At 36.6% G+C, this 18,983-nt stretch carries 13 protein-coding genes; 12 read left to right on the forward strand and 1 reads right to left on the reverse strand.

The window, feature by feature from the left end:
- Positions 1–1,410: hypothetical protein (locus tag WBG07_RS12205; protein ID WP_340201690.1), on the forward strand; the 1,410-nt coding region annotated here is incomplete at its 5' end.
- 29 nt (positions 1,411–1,439) lie between these two features.
- On the opposite strand, the gene WBG07_RS12210 is transcribed toward WBG07_RS12205, so the two are convergent.
- Positions 1,440–1,988 (reverse strand): class I SAM-dependent methyltransferase, encoded by a 549-nt coding sequence (locus tag WBG07_RS12210; protein ID WP_340201691.1) that lies wholly within the window; start codon positions 1,986–1,988, stop codon positions 1,440–1,442.
- Positions 1,989–2,277: 289 nt separating this feature from the next.
- Between WBG07_RS12210 and WBG07_RS12215 the strand changes: the two genes are divergently transcribed.
- The 11 genes from WBG07_RS12215 (at position 2,278) to WBG07_RS12265 (ending at position 18,954) form a co-directional block, all read left to right on the forward strand.
- A complete protein-coding gene (locus tag WBG07_RS12215; RefSeq protein WP_340201692.1) occupies positions 2,278–2,841 on the forward strand; it encodes a hypothetical protein in 564 nt (187 codons plus the stop codon).
- A 191-nt stretch (positions 2,842–3,032) separates the two neighbouring features.
- Positions 3,033–3,581, forward strand: a complete 549-nt coding sequence (locus WBG07_RS12220) for a hypothetical protein (protein WP_340201693.1) — start codon at positions 3,033–3,035, stop codon at positions 3,579–3,581.
- A gap of 157 nt (positions 3,582–3,738) precedes the next feature.
- The gene (katG, locus tag WBG07_RS12225) at positions 3,739–5,985 is read left to right on the forward strand and encodes a catalase/peroxidase HPI (RefSeq protein WP_340201694.1); all 2,247 of its coding nucleotides are present in this window, start codon (positions 3,739–3,741) and stop codon (positions 5,983–5,985) included.
- A 190-nt stretch (positions 5,986–6,175) separates the two neighbouring features.
- Positions 6,176–7,756: a beta-N-acetylhexosaminidase gene (locus tag WBG07_RS12230; RefSeq protein WP_340201695.1), complete on the forward strand. Its 1,581-nt coding sequence runs from the start codon at positions 6,176–6,178 to the stop codon at positions 7,754–7,756.
- Positions 7,757–7,903: 147 nt separating this feature from the next.
- Complete coding sequence (locus tag WBG07_RS12235; protein WP_340201696.1) at positions 7,904–8,323, forward strand: HYC_CC_PP family protein; 420 nt, start codon at positions 7,904–7,906, stop codon at positions 8,321–8,323.
- A 98-nt stretch (positions 8,324–8,421) separates the two neighbouring features.
- Positions 8,422–12,180 (forward strand): efflux RND transporter permease subunit, encoded by a 3,759-nt coding sequence (locus WBG07_RS12240; RefSeq protein ID WP_340201698.1) that lies wholly within the window; start codon positions 8,422–8,424, stop codon positions 12,178–12,180.
- Between the two features lie 6 nt (positions 12,181–12,186).
- Positions 12,187–13,422: a TolC family protein gene (locus WBG07_RS12245; RefSeq protein ID WP_340201700.1), complete on the forward strand. Its 1,236-nt coding sequence runs from the start codon at positions 12,187–12,189 to the stop codon at positions 13,420–13,422.
- A 10-nt stretch (positions 13,423–13,432) separates the two neighbouring features.
- The gene (locus WBG07_RS12250) at positions 13,433–13,975 is read left to right on the forward strand and encodes a DUF3347 domain-containing protein (RefSeq protein ID WP_340201702.1); all 543 of its coding nucleotides are present in this window, start codon (positions 13,433–13,435) and stop codon (positions 13,973–13,975) included.
- A gap of 3 nt (positions 13,976–13,978) precedes the next feature.
- Positions 13,979–16,477, forward strand: a complete 2,499-nt coding sequence (locus WBG07_RS12255) for a heavy metal translocating P-type ATPase (protein WP_340201704.1) — start codon at positions 13,979–13,981, stop codon at positions 16,475–16,477.
- A gap of 1 nt (position 16,478) precedes the next feature.
- On the forward strand, positions 16,479–17,189 hold the full coding sequence (locus WBG07_RS12260; RefSeq protein ID WP_340201706.1) for a PepSY domain-containing protein: 711 nt from the start codon (positions 16,479–16,481) through the stop codon (positions 17,187–17,189).
- A 1-nt stretch (position 17,190) separates the two neighbouring features.
- On the forward strand, positions 17,191–18,954 hold the full coding sequence (locus tag WBG07_RS12265) for an efflux RND transporter periplasmic adaptor subunit (protein ID WP_340201707.1): 1,764 nt from the start codon (positions 17,191–17,193) through the stop codon (positions 18,952–18,954).
- The last annotated feature ends 29 nt before the right edge of the window (positions 18,955–18,983 follow it).

An 18,983-nucleotide genomic window follows, 5' to 3' on the forward strand; every position in this document is an offset into this window, starting at 1 on the left:
GGAATTATTGATTTCAATTTGAGCAGGGCACAGGTAGAAACTAGAAATTTTGGGTCTCATACATTAGCAGCGATACATGTTTTGGAATCAACTTTTATAACTACAAATAGGCAACAAACGCTAGATTTACTTTTAGGACTTTCACAATACCAGATAGCTAAGATGAGACAAGCCGAAAATTTTGGCACTCATACCGTTAAAGCAATAGAACATCTGCGGGAACAAAATGAAAACTTGAACAATAGTGATACCTTGGCTATGGTTAGAGGTTTAAAAACGGTTCAAGTAAGAGGGATGATATATCATGGTTTATCTGTTGAACAGGTTAAAACTCCCAAATTTGGAGATGATATCATGTGGGGTATTGACGATTTGTTGACAAATAATCCAAACATGACAGATCAAGAAGCTTTTGAAATGTTAAGAGAGCTTGATTTTGATCAAGTATCAGGAATAGTGGACTTTGAACTGAATAGAGCTCAAGTACAGTCTGATAATTTTGGGAAACATATTTTAGAAGGAATGGATTATCTCCAAGATTTAGATAACAATATTCCAAAAGATAGGGCGTATTCTCTTGTCATAGGTTTGCATAAACTTCAAATTAAAGCTTTAATCGATTTTAAGCTGGATTTGAATTTTATTAAAGATAAAATGTTTAGTGAAGCACTTCTTAAAACAATGCATGCACTTAAAGTCCTAAACCCAAAAGCAGATAGTAAACAACTGTATTCAGCAAGCAAAGAGATACAAGAATATCAGGCTAGAGGAATAATAGATCACCAGTTAACCTTGGAACAGGTAGGCCTGGAAACTAATACAAAAGGTGGATTTGAATCTATAAAGGAAGATGATCCTAGATATGCAAAAGCTCTTACGGGAGCACAATTAGATAGTTATGCTTTTTTGTTAGAAATTATTCAAGAAAAGCAGGTAAATAGTTATGCTGCTTTAGAAGCAACTATTAAAGACCAAAAAGTAGCTTATGAAAATGCGCTGCAACTCAATACAAAACAAACTGCAGGAATGGTTGATTTTGGATTAAGTTTAGAACAGGTTAAACATCCTGCCTTTACTTCAAATAATAAAATTTTAGAAGAATTAGCCAGCTATTTGGTAAAAGAAAATCATGAGTTTAGATACAATGATAGTAAATCTCTTTCAGCAGAAAATACAAAGGAAGCTGCTAGAAACTGGATACAATCTAAAATTCAGGGTTACGAAGGTTTAACGGATCTAGAAAAAGGATCAAGGATGCTGTTAGCACTTAGGAATTTAACAATACCAAGAGTAACGGTAGCGGCAACCAAACAAAATAAAGACAATGTTAGGGAATCAATAACAGGAACTACAAAACGTGAAAGTGACAATAAAACTTCCACAAGAAAGGGAAAACGTCAAAAACTTTAGGTTAAGATATACTAAAATTATATTGATTTTTAACGAAAATCATATACATACAACTTTTTCTGAAAACCTTTAATCATAAATTCATCTATAGGCTCAATACCATTAATAGCAAAAGTTAAACTCAATACTAAACAACCATCAAAAGCTTTTTCTTTATAAAGTCTATTTACCACAGGATTAGACATATAACAATAAACTACAGAATCTTGTGGAATCATATACTCAAAAATATCAGACTTTACATATGAAATTGCTGTTTTTCCAAAATATTTTTTGATTCTGTTCCAAAATATTACAATACTATCAATTTCTACAGCGAGTATTGATTTCCATGGAAACACATTTGCTGCCATTTCACTTACCTTACCATACCCTGCCCCAATTTCAACGAAATTCATTTCCTGTGGATTGGTTACGTATTTATTAATGACCGCTAAGAAAGGCTTTTTGATATTATTAATTTTGCTGGAAACCAAAACAACTCTATCTGCTCTAATCATGGTTTGTAATTCCTTTATCATGTAAGTAAGTACGCTTAAAAAAATAAGTAAAAGGAGTAAAGTAGAAGTGTCTATCATGATGTTAATTTTTTTCGTAAAACCAAGTATGCAAAGCTATTTGTGTGCGGGGTTGCCTATTTATCATAATCAGTTTTAAAAGGTTTAAGTTGATGTCGTCTATAAATTGGTATGTTAAAAGCCGTTACTAATTTAGTGTTCATGTTTGGTATTTAGTACCATGGAGTTCATAAGTGGTAGTTTTTTGGGATTAACTGAAAAATTACACCTAGTTGAATGAACGTTTTGGGGGTTTTTCTCACTATTAAATACGTATATACAAACAGAAATATTAATTTAAAAAAAAGATATGAATCCATCAATTACAAAAGAAACCGATATCGCATCAAAAAATGAGGGACAAGCTTTATTGCGTGCTCAATGGATTGGTTTAAATGAATTTGGACTTAATATAAAGCAGGTGGCGAGTTCTTCATTTAACGAAGAAACTTTGGCAAATATAATTAGACTTCGTGTTCAGGGAAGAGCTCAATCAAATCAAGAGGCTCTTAAGATGATGGAAGGATTAAAACCATATCAAATAAAAGAAATGGTAAATAATGGTTTTTCAAGACAACAACTTTTAAATCCATCAAATAATGATTTTAATATTCCAAAACCAGAAAAATCTTTTATACCATCTAGAATTTTGAAAGGAGATTGGAGAATACCTGATTATAAAGAGCCATCAGGAATGGTTGCAGGGAGAAGCCTTGATTCACTTACGCAACCTATGCCAGTAGCTAAAAGTGAGGGTACTATAAGAACAAAATCTCAGAGTGAGGGTAGTTTAATAAGAACACGTTCTAGGGCAGACTTGAAAAACCATTCAAATAGCCCCGATGCCAAACGCAAGAAACCTTTAGGACTTTAGGATAAACCTTAATTTTCTTGAGCTGGCCAATAATGTAATATGGATTCCACCCTAATCTACTTTAGAACTTTCCAAATAGATATTTTTTGACTTAATTAAAAGTATCCGATAAAATTGCGGAAATAACTTGGGGGTTTCCCGTAATGAATGATACTTACATATAAATAAAACAATATTTTAAAAGTAGAATTATGAAAAGTCAAGTAACATCACCAACATCGGAAACATCAGAAGATGCTGTTAAGGGTAAAGATTCCAGAAGCACTATTTACGAATCAAGAAGTATTGGTGTGCGAGAATTTGGGCTTACGAAAGACCAAGTGATGCATCCTCAATTTACAGAAGAAACTTTAGCAAATATGATAAGGTTACGTGTACAAGGAAGAGCAAATACTAATGAGGAAGCCTATCAAATGATGGATGGGTTAAAGCCAGATCAAATTGTAGCTGTGGTAAATTCTGGATATACTAAAGAATATTTTGCAGCGCGTATAGATTCAAGAACAAATCAATCATACAAAACTGAAAAACCGCTTCCTTCATTGGAAGGTTTAAAAAGTGATAGTAACAAATCTAGTGATCAACGTACAGAAACTACCACTAGTAAAGATTTAAACTCTTTTCTTAAGATACAGAATACTGCTGCTAGTAAGCCTCTTGGTGAACAAGTAGCATCTAATAAAGATTCTCAAACCAGTCAAAACTCTCCAGATAGAAAACGTTCTAAAAAGGGAATTTAAAAGCTAAGTAATTAGCATGATACTAGAATTCTATACTATGCAAGATCAATAATAGATTTTTTCTATAACTAAATAATTTAAAACAAGCGCTTAATTCTACTAACCAGCAAACATTTTTGGTATCTTTAAAAGGAATAATATTAAAAATTTAAACCTTATGGATACCAACAATTCGAATAACGCTCCCAACGGTAAGGTTTGGGATGTAAATGAAACTAGTAAATGCCCTTTTATGGGAGGCGCATTACAACAAAGTGCAGGTACCGGCACTTCTAATAGAGATTGGTGGCCTAATTTACTGAATTTAAGTATTCTGCGTCAAAATTCTTCCTTGTCAGATCCCATGGGAGATAATTTTAATTACGCAGAAGAATTTAAGTCTTTGGATTTAGCCGCAGTAAAAAAAGACCTTTATGATTTGATGACGGATTCTCAAGACTGGTGGCCAGCAGATTATGGGCATTACGGTCCTTTCTTCATTAGAATGGCTTGGCATAGTGCAGGTACTTATCGTATAGCAGATGGTAGAGGAGGAGGAGGAGCCGGAACACAACGTTTCGCCCCTTTAAACAGTTGGCCAGATAATGCAAATCTAGATAAAGCACGTTTACTCTTATGGCCTATAAAAAAGAAATATGGAAGAAAGCTTTCCTGGGCAGATTTGATGATACTTGCAGGTAATTGTGCCTTAGACTCTATGGGATTAAAAACTTTTGGTTTTGGCGGTGGTAGAGAGGATGTCTGGGAACCAGAAGAAGATATTTACTGGGGTCCGGAAACAGAATGGTTGGGAGACAAAAGATATACAGGAGACCGAGAATTAGAGAATCCGCTTGGAGCTGTGCAAATGGGATTAATTTATGTAAACCCAGAAGGGCCTAACGGAAAGCCAGATCCAATTGCATCTGCCAAAGATATTCGTGAAACTTTTGGTAGAATGGCCATGAATGATGAAGAAACTGTTGCACTGATTGCGGGAGGGCATACCTTCGGTAAAACCCATGGTGCCGCAGATCCTTCAAAATATGTTGCTGCAGAACCCGCAGGTGCAGGAATAGAAGAGCAAGGGCTTGGTTGGAAAAATACTTTCAACAGCGGTAATGGTGCAAATACAATTACCAGTGGTCTGGAAGGAGCATGGACCACAACTCCTACCAAATGGAGTAATAATTATTTTGAGAACCTTTTTGGTTTTGAATGGGAGTTAACAAAAAGTCCTGCAGGAGCATACCAATGGAAACCAAAAGGTGGAGCGGGAGCAGGAACGGTTCCAGATGCACATGATGCTTCTAAAACACATGCGCCTTTTATGTTAACTACAGATCTTGCCTTAAGAGAAGATCCTGCATATGAAAAAATTTCAAGACGTTTTTATGAAAACCCAGAAGATTTTGCAGATGCTTTTGCACGTGCATGGTACAAACTAACCCACCGTGATATGGGGCCAATAGCTCGTTATTTAGGATCGGAAGTTCCTAAAGAAGAACTTATTTGGCAAGACCCAATCCCATCTGTAACGTATAAACTTATTGATAAAGAAGATATCAATAAGCTCAAAAAGATGATTTTAGCTTCTGGACTATCTATTTCACAATTGGTTACTACAGCATGGGCCTCTGCTTCAACGTATAGAAATTCTGATAAACGAGGTGGAGCAAACGGAGCACGCATTCGTTTGGCACCCCAAAATGGCTGGGAAGTAAATAATCCAACAGACTTAAGTAAGGTTATTAAAACACTGGAAGCAATTCAAACAGAATTCAACAAGACACAAAATAACGATAAACAAGTTTCACTAGCAGATCTTATTGTTTTAGGTGGATGCGCTGCCATTGAAGAAGCAGCTGCAAATGCTGGACACAAGGTAGAAGTTCCTTTTACTCCGGGAAGGGCAGATGCATCTCAGGAACAAACAGAAATTGAATCTTTTGATCCACTAGAGCCTGCTGCAGATGGATTCCGTAATTATATGAATCCAGAGCATAATGTTACCGCAGAGGAAATGTTGGTAGATAAAGCACAATTACTAAGTTTAACCGCTCCAGAAATGACTGTGTTAATTGGAGGGATGCGCGTTCTTGATACAAATTATAATCAAGCAAAACATGGAGTTTTTACCAACGAGGCAGGCAAACTTACAAATGACTTTTTTACAAATTTATTAGATTTTAATACTACATGGAAAGCCACAGCAGATGATGCAAACGTTTTTGAAGGAAGAGATAGAAAAACAGGCGAGCTTAAATGGACAGGTACTAGAGTAGATCTAATATTTGGTTCAAACTCTGAACTTCGCGCATTGGCAGAAGTTTATGCGTGTGATGATGCTAAAGAACAGTTTGTAAATAACTTTATTGCTGCATGGTCTAAGGTTATGGAGCTTGATAGATTTGATTTAAAGTAAATATCTAGATTGTAAATAATCAAAAATAAAAGGGTAGGCTACATAGCTTACCCTTTTACTTATGAGAAAAAATTCTTTTGAAATAAAATCATTCATATCCTGAGATACTTTTAAATGAAAACCATCATGCAGAATCTCTTTTACGCATGATTATATTTATATTGCATACGCTTTTAGTTACTTATCAAAAATGTTTTTTCCAAGACCTATGAATTCTTCCGTATATAACATTATACCTAAACCTGTTTTCGCCAAAGAAATTAAAGGAGCCCCTATTCATATAAAATCAGGAGCTTTTATTATGTACGATGCTGTGTTTCTAGAGCAGGCAGAATACTTAAGTGATCTGCTATTTGCACAAACCGATATTAGACTGCAGATGAAAGAAGCACACAATTCAACTGAGGAACAAGCAACTATAAAACTCCTAAAAGACCCTACATGTAGAAAATTAGAAATGTATCGTATAAAGACAGAGGAGGGAACCATTGTACTCAAAAGTAATGATGTATCAGGGATTATTTATTCCATACAAAGTCTTTTACAAATCATACCAATTAAAAAAGTGAAATCAGTAGCTATCCATCCTTTTGAGATAGAAGATCATCCAAGATTTTCCTATCGTGGAATGCACTTAGACGTTAGCAGGCATTTTTATAATATAGCCTATGTTAAAAAGTATATAGATTACCTTGCTTATCATAAATTCAACTTTTTTCACTGGCACCTCACAGATGACCAAGGTTGGCGAATAGAAATTAAAGCGTATCCAAAGCTCACCACTATTGGCGCTTGGCGTAAAGCCACTTTAATTGGTCATTTTTTTGATGAGCCTACCAACTATTACGAAAAAGAATACGGAGGGTATTATACCCAAGAAGAAATAAAAGAAGTCATTCAATATGCCGCGATTCGTGGTATAACCATTGTACCAGAAATAGATATTCCGGGTCACTCTCGCGCTGCACTTGCTGCTTACCCAGAATTAGGAACCAAACCAGAAATCACCTATGAAGTTGCTACTACATGGGGTATGTTCAACAGGCAAAATAATGTCTTGGCACCTAATCCGGAAACATTCAAATTTATAGAAGCGGTATTTGCGGAGGTCTGTGAACTATTTCCCTCACCCTATATTCATATTGGAGGAGATGAATGTAGTAAAATGTGGTGGAAAGAAAGCGTAAAAGCACAGGCATTTATGAAAGAACACCAATTGAAAGATGAAAAAGAATTACAAACTTATTTCGTAAACCAGACCGCTAAATATGTGGAGAGCAAAAATAAAAAAGTAATAGCCTGGCATGATGTCTTAGAAGGAGATGCAGATGCCTCGGTTATTGTAATGAATTGGGGAACCAAAGAAGATGCAATTGGAGCAGTGGAAAAAGGATATCAATTAATTTCCACACCCGGAAAGCCCTTGTATTTTGATCATTATCAAAAAGAAGATGAAAATGAAGCTTTGGCAATTCACGGGTATAATTCAAGCAAAGCAGTCTACAACTTTGAACCCGTCCCGGAAAAAGTAGCAACATCAGGAAAGTCCGCTCAGGTTTTGGGTGCGCAGGGTAATGTATGGACAGAGTATATGGGCACAACCTCTAAGGTGGAGTATATGATTTTTCCAAGAATGACTGCTTTAAGTGAAGTTTTATGGTCTCCTAAAGAAAGTAGAGACTTTGAAAATTTTCAAGATAGATTACAACTAAATGCCGCGAGTAGATATCGGTTTTGGGGTGCTAATTACGGTTCCTTGAAAAGTGAATAAGAACTATTTTTTATAAAGGAAAAAGATCTTTCTAAAAGATAGGAACCCTTAAAAAACCTTAGTAGGTTGTTCATTTATTCTTACAGATGTATTGTATTTTTGTTAAAACGGACAATAAATCAGAGATTTTCGTAGTTTTGTAATTAGATGCAAAAAATATTTTCCAAAATATTAGCAGTTTTAATGGCATTTGTGCTATTGCTTTCTACGATCTCATTTTCTGTGGGAATGCATTATTGTGGAGATATCTTGGTAGATGTATCCTTGTTTAAGGAAGCTGCTACTTGTGGTATGGAGTTGCGTGAAATGACACCTGAGGGTTCTTCAATTACTAAGATGAATTGTTGTAAAGACATTCAAATCGTGGTTGAAGGTCAGGAGAATTTAAAAGATACTTCTTCAACAAATATTCTTACCCCTGTACAAACGTATATGGTCATAGGCTTTGTATATACTTCTCTAACAAAGTTTGATGAGGTAAAAACTAAGAGGCATTCCTTTGAGGAATATTCTCCTCCCTTACTGATTCGAGATATACAGCTTCTAGATCAGATTTTCCTTATTTGATTATTGACTTTTAAAATACGCTCCGTGCAATTTTAGCCACGGACTAAACCTTTTATATGGGGTTCAAATGGAATTTTAGAATGTCAATAATGTAAAACATGTTAAAACAAAGCATCAGATTTCTTATAGAAAACAAATTAGTAGCAGTGCTATTACTGCTGCTTTTTGTAGGCTGGGGTATGATTCATGCACCTTTTAATTGGAATACAGGAATTATTCCTCAATATCCGGTTGCTGTAGACGCCATTCCAGATATTGGTGAAAATCAACAGATCGTATTTACTAAATGGGAAGGTAGGAGTCCGCAAGATATAGAAGACCAAATCACATATCCTTTAACCACCGCATTGTTAGGAATTTCAGGTGTTCGCACCGTACGAAGTTCTTCAATGTTTGGTTTTTCAAGTATCTATCTCATTTTTGAAGAAGACGTAGAGTTCTATTGGAGTCGCAGTCGCATATTAGAAAAATTAAATTCACTTTCTTCTAATTTACTACCAGATGGAGTGAAACCAGCTTTAGGACCAGATGCTACAGGTTTAGGACAAATATTCTGGTATACTTTAGAAGGGAGAGATACTAAAGGAAACGTTACCGGAGGATGGGATTTACAAGAGCTAAGAAGTATTCAAGATTATTACGTCAAATACGCCTTGTCTTCTGCCGGGGGGGTATCTGAAGTAGCCTCCATTGGCGGCTATGTGCAAGAATATCAAATAGATGTAAATCCAGAATTATTAAAACAATACAATATTGGCCTTGAACAGATAGTTGCTGCAGTGAAACAAAGTAACCGTGATATTGGGGCTAAAACGCTTGAGATAAATAAGGCAGAATACCTGGTACGTGGACTCGGATATATTGAATCACTGGAAGATATTAAAAATGCAGTAATTGCTTCAGAGAATTATACCGCTATCCGTATTCAAGATGTAGCCAAGGTTTCGTTAGGACCAGCAGAAAGAAGAGGGATACTTGACAAGGAAGGTGCAGAGGTTGTAGGAGGTGTTGTAGTGGCTAGATACGGGGCCAACCCCATAGAAGTCATAAATAATGTAAAAGAAAAAATTAAGGAAATCAGTACAGGTCTTCCCGTTAAAACACTAAGTGATGGAACTGTTTCACAACTTACAGTTGTTCCTTTTTATGACAGAACAGCACTTATTAAGGAAACCTTGCACACCTTAAGTGAAGCACTTACCATGGAAATTCTTATCACCATACTGGTTATTGTTATTATGATCTTCAATTTAAGAGCTTCCATCTTAATCTCAGGCTTACTCCCAGTTGCGGTTCTAATGGTTTTTATAGCCATGAAATTGTTTGAAGTAGATGCTAATATTGTAGCCTTATCTGGTATTGCCATTGCTATAGGAACTATGGTAGATGTAGGCGTCATACTTTCTGAAAATATTATTAGGCATATCAATAAAGAAGAAAAACAACAGTCAAACAATCCCTCAGCTACCACAAAAAAATCAATAGACATTATTGTGTACAATGCTACTACAGAAGTGGCCGGAGCAATTCTTACGGCGGTAATGACTACAATTATAAGTTTTATACCTGTATTCACGCTCTTAGGGTCTGAAGGCAAGTTATTCCGTCCGTTAGCATTTACCAAAACTTTCGCATTGGTAGCAGCGCTTATTATTGCCTTGTTCTTAATTCCGCCATTTGCTGCATTTATATTCCGAAAACGTACGTTTAAATCTGGTTTTTCCTATATTTTTCAGGGAATCTTGATTGCTTTTGGTTTTTTGGGTCTTTTTATGGGTTATTGGATAGGTTTATTACCCATACTTTTTGGTGCAATAGGTATTTTAAAGCTAAGAAAGCTGCTAAATCTTAGAAGAGCAAACCTTCTAAATATAATCATAACCATAAGTGGTATCGCAATATTATTGGCCACTTACTGGAGACCTTTAGGCTTTGACAGAAGCATTGCCATCAATTTGGTATTTGTAGTGTTCTTTTGCAGCTTATTTTTTGGTTTGTTCTATTTGTTACAACATTATTATGCGAATATACTAGCATGGGCATTAGCTAATAAAGGCATATTTCTACTCATTCCTGCTAGTATTCTTATGATGGGAATTTTTATTTTTAGAAATAGCGGAAAAGAATTCATGCCAGCCTTAAATGAAGGAACCTTTCTTTTAATGCCCACTTCTTTGCCACATGCCGGGGTAGAAGAAAACACAAGAGTACTTCAGCAATTAGACATGGCCGTGGCTACCATTCCAGAAATTGAAACCGTTGTTGGAAAAGCAGGTCGCACGGAGTCTTCCTTAGATCCTGCGCCCATGTCTATGTACGAGAATGTAATTCAATACAAGCCAGAGTACATGCGTAATGGCAATGGTGAATTACAGCGTTTTAAAGTGAATGAAGATGGTTATTTTGTTTTACAGAATAAACAATTTGCAGCCAATCCAAATGCGAAGGTTAAGAATGAAGAACAGTATATAAGTACACATGTTGCAGAACCGTTGCGCTTAGAAGCATCTATGCTTATTGAAGATGAGGAAGGAGAATATTTTCGTAGTTGGCGACCCCAGATACAATCTCCAGATGATATTTGGAACGAGATTGTACGAGTAACCAAATTACCAGGAGTTACTTCTGCCCCTAAATTACAACCTATAGAAACCAGATTAATCATGCTCCAAACTGGTATGAGAGCTCCTATGGGAATTAAAGTGAAAGGACAAGACCTAAAACAAATTCAAGATTTTGGATTTGAATTAGAAACACTCTTAAAAGAAGTAAAAGGGGTAAAAGCAAAGGCTGTTTTTGCAGACAGGATTGTTGGAAAACCATATTTATTAATAGATATAAATCGTAAAAAATTGGTGCGTTTCGGACTCGTAATTGAAGATGTACAACAAATTTTGGAAGTGGCGGTTGGCGGAAAGGTGCTTACACAAACCGTAGAAGGAAGAGAACGCTACGGGGTGCGTGTAAGATACCCAAGAGAACTTAGAGCTAATGCCTCAGACCTTAAAAATATTTACGTGCCGTTGCCAAATGGGAGTTCTATCCCACTAAGCGAAGTAGCCACCATAAAATATGAACAAGGGCCGCAGGTGATTAAAAGTGAGGATACCTTTTTGGTAGGATATGTACTATTTGATAAGGAAGATGGATTTGCGGAGGTAAATGTTGTGGAGAATGCGCAAAACTATATTGAGGAAAAGGTTGATTTAGGTGAGCTGGTAATCCCTAAGGGTATTAGTTATCAGTTTACAGGAAGCTATGAAAACCAGTTAAGAGCAGAAAAAACCCTGTCTTTAGTAGTACCCCTTGCCTTATTAATTATTTTTCTAATCCTGTACTTTCAATTTAGATCGGTAAGCACTTCACTTATGGTGTTTACCGCTATTTCTATTGCTTTTGCCGGAGGCTTTATTATGATGTGGTTGTACGGGCAGGAGTGGTTTTTAAATTTTGAATTCTTAGGAGAAAATCTGCGAGAACTGTTTCATATAAAAACCATCAATTTAAGCGTGGCAGTCTGGGTAGGTTTTATAGCATTATTTGGAATTGCTACAGATGATGGAGTAATTATGGCAACCTATCTCACTCAAACATTTACACGTAAAAAACCAGATACTATAGCAGCAGTAAGATCTTCTGCCTTAGAAGCGGCTCAGAAAAGAATTCGTCCTTGTTTGATGACCACTGTTACCACCATTTTAGCCCTTTTACCCGTTTTAACATCTACTGGCAAGGGAAGCGATATTATGATTCCGATGGCCATTCCTATTTTTGGAGGAATGATCATTGACGTTACTTCCTATTTTTTGGTTCCGGTACTTTACAGTTGGAAAAAGGAGCGTTCACTTAAAATTTAAAGCTTTATGAAAAGGAAATCATATATAAACATAATGCTAGTTGCTTTTTGTAGCTGCGCTAGTTTTATGGTACAAGGGCAGGAACTAGAATATTTTATAAAAGAAACCCTTAAAAATAACCCAGGTATCCAGGCATATCAATTAAAATATGATATAGCCAATGAATACATAAATGAAACAAAGGCATTACCTAATACAGAATTCGGATTTGGGTATTTTGTAAGTGAACCAGAAACCAGAACCGGGGCTCAAAAGGCAAGAGTATCTGTTAAGCAAATGCTTCCTTGGTTTGGTACCCTTACAGCAAGAGAAAACTATGCTGCCTCCCTGGCAGAAACAACATATCTGGAATTAGTTATCTTACAAAGAAAACTTTTGCTTACCGTTTCACAGTCCTATTACAAACTTTATGTCTTACAGGAAAAAAGTACCGTTATCAAAGAAAAGATCGCACTATTAAAAAACTATGAAGAGTTGGCGTTGGTTTCTTTAGAAGTTGGGAAGGCTTCTGCGGTAGATGTACTTCGATTACAGATTCGTCAAAATGAACTGGATGCAGAACTAGAAACCATAGAAAGAAGATATAAAACAGAAACCGCCATATTTCAGGAACTTCTCAATAGAAAAGACAGTGTTACAGTGGTCTTTCCATGGGCATTGCAATTACCAGAAACAGACCATTGGGTGGCGTTAGATTCAATCAGCTTACATCCAGAATTAGAAAAATATGAAAAGCTATCTGCTTCTGTAGAAAAATCGATCCAATTAAACGAAAAAGATGCAAACCCCAACCTTGGTTTTGGTTTAGATTATATCGCTGTTGCTGAAAGGCCTAATCTTAATTTTAGTGACAATGGTAAAGATATACTTATGCCTATGATATCTTTGTCAATCCCATTATTTAATAGCTCATATAGGTCAAAATTGAAACAACTCAATCTAAAGAAAAAAGAAATTTATTCCCTAAAAAAACAAAGAAGCAATTTGTTAGCATCGTTATTAACGAGTGCTTTGGAACAACAGGCAACTGCAAGAAAGCAATACCATACACAACTTAAAAACCTGGAACATGCCAGAGATGCAGAAGAAATTTTGACAAAAACCTATGAAAATGGAACCATTGATTTTACAGACATACTAGACATTCAGGAACTGCAATTAGCGTTTCAGGTAAAACGTCTAGATGCCATAGAATCTTATTTTATCGCCTCATCAAAAATTAATTATTTAACAAACTATTAAAAGAATTATTATGAAATCAACACATCAAATTAACGTAGCATTTATTTTTATATTCATCTTAGTAATAGGTTGCAAAACAGAATCAAAAAAAGAAATCAATACCATAGATACAGAGACTAAAGAAATGCGAGAATCATCACCTAGGGTATTGGTTTATGATTATTCTGATAAGGAAACTAACAAGATGTTTATTAATTATTTTAAGTTAAAAGACGGCTTTGTGCAATCCAACCCTGTGCTAGTTCAGAAAGCTGCCTTAGCCTTTGCAAGTGTGACTACTGATAAAAATAAAGACTTGAAACAATTGGTAGAAGATATTGCAGCATTAGATGATTTGGAAGCACAGCGCGCACTTTTTGCACAGTTAACCATACAATTAGAACCGCTATTAAAAGAAAAACTGTTATCAGGAATTATTTACAAGCAATACTGCCCTATGGCATTTAATAATAATGGAGGTTTTTGGTTTTCAGAAAAGGAAGAAATAGAAAACCCATACTTTGGAGATAAGATGCTTCATTGTGGCAGTATTACAGAAAAAATTGGGAAATAAATCATGAAGCATACCTACCAGATTCAAGGAATGACCTGTAATGGTTGCCGTAGCCACGTAGAACAACTACTTAACAAAGTAAAAGGGGTTTCCAATGCTATGGTAGACCTTGAGGAGGCATCAGCAACTATTGAAATGGAATCACAGATTTCTCTTGAAACCTTTCAGAAGGCATTAGATGAAGAAGGTGGAAGGTATTCTATTCATGAGCAAGGCGCAACCCTACCTAAAAAAGAAGAGGCTAAAAAACCAACAGGTAAAGGAACCGGTACTTTTTATTGTCCCATGCATTGTGAAGGAGATAAGACATACTCTAAACCAGGAGATTGTCCCGTATGTGGAATGGATTTGGTTGAAGAGCAAAGTTTAGCTGCAAGCTCTGCAAAAGAGTGGACCTGCCCGATGCACCCGGAAGTTGTAAAAGTAACAGCTGGCAGCTGTCCCATTTGCGGAATGGATTTAGTACCAAAGAAACCAGATCTTTCAGCAGAAGAAAAGACCTATCTCAAACTTCTCAAAAAATTTAAAATAGCGGTATTCTTTACCCTTCCTGTTTTCTTGATTGCCATGAGCGAAATGCTGCCAGACAATCCATTATACAAATGGATGGAACCCATCTACTGGAACTGGATTCAGTTAGCACTTTCTATTCCCGTGGTATTTTATGCTACTTGGATGTTTTTTGAAAGAGCTTTCCGTAGCATTAAAACATGGAATCTTAATATGTTTACCCTTATAGGTATTGGTGCAGGGGTAGCATGGTTGTTTAGTATGATAGCCTTGTTATTTCCAGCGGTATTTCCTCAAGAATTTAAAACCGAATCAGGTACTGTACATGTTTATTTTGAAGCGGCAACTGTGATTCTTACTCTTGTGTTACTAGGACAGTTACTGGAAGCCAGAGCACATAGCAAAACCAATGCAGCAGTAAAAGAATTATTAAAGCTTACGCCTAACAAAGCCATTAAGATCGTAGATGGTGAAGAAGTAGAAGTAAGCATTGATAAAATTGATTTAGGTGATATTCTTAAAGTAAAACCAGGGGAGAAAATTCCAGTGGATGGTAAAATTACTGAGGGGAGTACCTCTGTAGATGAATCTATGATTACAGGGGAGTCGCTTCCCGTAAACAAAACAACAGAAGATTTAGTACATAGCGGCACCATAAATGGGAATCAGTCGTTTTTGATGAAGGCAGAAAAAGTAGGCTTAGACACCCTGCTTTCACAAATTATTCAGATGGTAAATGATGCCAGCCGTAGCAGAGCACCCATTCAGAAATTGGCAGATAGAGTTTCCGGGTATTTTGTTCCAATCGTAGTCATTATTGCCATATTAACTTTTGGAATCTGGGCAATCTGGGGGCCTGAACCTTCTTATATTTTTGCGTTAGTAAATGCCATTGCTGTTTTAATTATTGCGTGTCCCTGTGCCTTAGGCTTGGCTACCCCAATGTCTGTGATGGTAGGAGTGGGTAAGGGAGCCCAAAACGGAGTCCTCATAAAAAATGCCACATCTCTGGAGCAGATGAATAAGGTAGATACCCTTATCATAGATAAAACAGGAACCATTACAGAAGGAAAACCAACCGTTGAAAAAGTAACTTCTTTTACCGGCAGTTATTCAAATCCTGAAATTCTGCAATACCTAGCCTCCCTTAATAATTCCAGTGAACATCCATTGGCCGAAGCTATTGTTAGTTATGGAAAAGAAGAGAAAATAGAATTTCTAAAAGTAGACAATTTCAGTGCAGTAACAGGTAAAGGGGTTGAAGGAAGTATTCAAGGTAAAAAACTGAAATTAGGGAATAAGAAGATGATGGAAGCTGCAAATGCGGTAGTCGCATCAGGTATGGAAAAGGAAGTACAGTCTTATCAGCAACAAGGAAAAACAGTTTCTTACCTAGCTATTAATGAAGAAGTTGTTGGGTATGTGGTGATTGCAGATCAAATTAAGAAAACCAGTGCCAAAGCCATAAAAGCATTACAGCAAGCAGGGATGGAGGTAATTATGCTCACTGGAGATCATTACAATACGGCAGCAGCGGTGGCGAAGGAGTTGGACTTGGCCGATTTTAAAGCGGGCATGTTACCGGAAGATAAGCTAAATGAGGTAGCAAAACTTCAAGAGAAAGGTCATATAGTGGCTATGGCGGGTGACGGAATTAATGACGCCCCGGCGTTGGCAAAAAGTGATGTGGGTATTGCCATGGGTACCGGTACAGACGTGGCAATTGAAAGTGCTGCCATTACTTTGGTAAAAGGAGACCTGCAAGGAATTGTAAAAGCTAGAAAGTTAAGCCATCAAGTAATGAAAAACATTCGGCAGAACCTATTTTTTGCACTTATTTACAACACCTTGGGAGTACCCATTGCAGCCGGAGTATTGTATCCCGTATTTGGGATTTTACTCTCGCCTATGATTGCGGCTTTAGCAATGAGTTTTAGCTCCGTATCTGTGATTACAAATGCATTGAGACTTAGAAATAGTAAAATTAATTGAAATGGTACCAAGAAAAGTAGCAATACGAATTCGTAAAACACATAGATACCTTGGGATTTTTCTAGGGATTCAGTTTTTGATGTGGACGGTAAGCGGGCTTTACTTTAGTTGGACAGATATTGATGAAATTCACGGAGATCATTTAAGAAATCCTAGCCCACAAGTACAAGGCTTTGATTCACTTATTAGTCCAGATAAACTTCCTTTCAAGCAACCTATTTTTGCTTTGGAGCTTAGGGAGATTGCTTCAATTCCTTACTATTGGATCAACAAAGAAGTATTAGTTAATGCACACACAGGAATCCTTAAAAAAGGAATCACAAAGGAGGAAGCTATTGCGGTTGCCAACCAACAAATGAAGGAAGATCTTAAGGTTAGTGAGGTAGAACGCATCCTTAAAACAGACAAACATCATGAATACAGAGGCAGACCGCTTCCGGCATATGTCATTTCGTATAAGTCTCCAGAAAATGTAAAGGCTTACGTGTCTGAGAAAGACGGTGCTTTTCAAAGAGTAAGACATCAAAGCTGGCGATGGTTTGATTTTTTATGGATGACGCATACAATGGATTATGAAGGACGTGATAATTTTAATACCACCTTGTTACGCATCTTTTCATTAATGGGTGTATTCACCGTTCTTAGCGGATTTAGTTTATGGTTGGTGAGTTCACCTACGATGAGAAAATTATTTAAACCAAAATCAGATTGAGATGAAAAAAAGATTTACATACATCATCATAGCAGCATTACTGGGATTGTTTGTTGGGTATCTCATTTTTGGGAACAAAGACAATAAAGTGCACCAGCATGAAAGTAAAAGCACTTCAGAAGCACTTTGGACTTGCTCCATGCATCCACAGATTATGCAAGCTGAACCGGGTGATTGCCCTATTTGTGGGATGGATTTGATTCCAGCAGATACTAGTGGAGAAGGACTCACTTTGAATGAGATAAGAATGACCAAAAATGCCATGGCATTAGCAGGAGTGGAGACCATCACAGTAGGTAGCGGAATGAATGACACCACCAAAAGTCTTAAGTTATCAGGCAAAGTAACCATTAATCAACAGTCAGATGCCGTACAATCCGCCTACTTTAATGGTCGCCTAGAAAAGTTGAATGTAAACTATGAAGGAGAAGAAGTTAAGAAAGGGCAGCAATTAGCCACCATATATTCCCCAGAATTGGCAGCAGCCCAGCAGGAATTAATCACTACGTCTGGCTTGAAAGAAGCACAGCCTGCATTGTATAAAGCTGTGCGTAATAAACTAAAACTCTGGAATCTTTCTGAAAATCAAATCAACCAAATAGAGAAGACAGGAAAAGTGAAAGAGAACTTTCCGGTATTTGCAAATGTTTCAGGCGTAGTTTCTAGTTTAATGGTAGAAGAAGGCGACTATGTGAAAACAGGAATGCCCCTTTTAAAAATAGCCAATCTTAATACCGTATGGGTTATTTTTGACGGGTATGAGAGTCAGTTGTCACTTTTTGAAGAAGGGCAACGTATAGAAGTATCTTCCAACTCGTATCCAGAGGAGGTATTCAAAGCTAAGATTTCTTTTGTAGATCCTATGCTTAATAGCAATACAAGAACCTTACAAGTGAGAGCAGAATTGAATAATAAAAAGGGATTGCTAAAACCCGGAATGTTTGTAGTGGGAGAAATTAAAATGGAAGGCAAAAAAGAAGTACAAGTCACCATTCCAGAAAGCGCTGTATTATGGACTGGTGAGCGCTCTCTTGTCTATGTAAAAACCAACCCAAATGAAGCTATTTTTGAAATGCGAGAGGTAGCTTTAGGGATTTTAACTAATGGTTATTACACCGTAACTTCTGGTCTCAAAAATGGAGAAGAAATTGTAAGTAGTGGTACCTTTACGGTAGATGCTGCCGCCCAATTACAAGGGAAAAAATCAATGATGAACAAAGAAGGTGGTCGCACAACTATGGGGCATGAAGGACATACGGGAATAAAACAGAAGGCAACAGAAAGCACCTCTCCTTTAAATGAGAGGACTCCTATAAAAATGACTTTCTCAATCGCTGTGCAACAACGAATTAAGAAACTTCTGGATTCTTATTTGCTATTGAAAGATGCCTTGGTAGCTTCTAATGCGGTTGAGGTTCAAAAATATGGACAGGAAGCCTTAGCGCAAGCCGTTGAGATAGAAGAAATGGAAATGGATAAAATGGAGAAATCACACTTAGGTATGATTTTAGAAAAGCTAAAAGCGATCTCCAAAACCAAATCTATTGATCAACAACGTAAGCATTTTCTAAGCTTGTCTGAAAATATGATTACCGTAGTACAAAATTTAGAAGATTCTAGGGTGGCTTTATATGTTCAAACTTGTCCCATGGCAGCAGCAAATGCTGGGGGACTCTGGATAAGTATGGAAAAAGAAATTAAAAATCCATATTTTGGTGCTCAAATGTTGAAATGTGGAGAAGTAAAGCAAGTACTTTTTCAATAAAGAATGATACTAAGTGCCTTAAGTCCAAA

The sequence above is a fragment of the Ascidiimonas meishanensis genome, assembly GCF_037782385.1.
In the GTDB taxonomy this organism is placed as follows: domain Bacteria; phylum Bacteroidota; class Bacteroidia; order Flavobacteriales; family Flavobacteriaceae; genus Ascidiimonas; species Ascidiimonas meishanensis.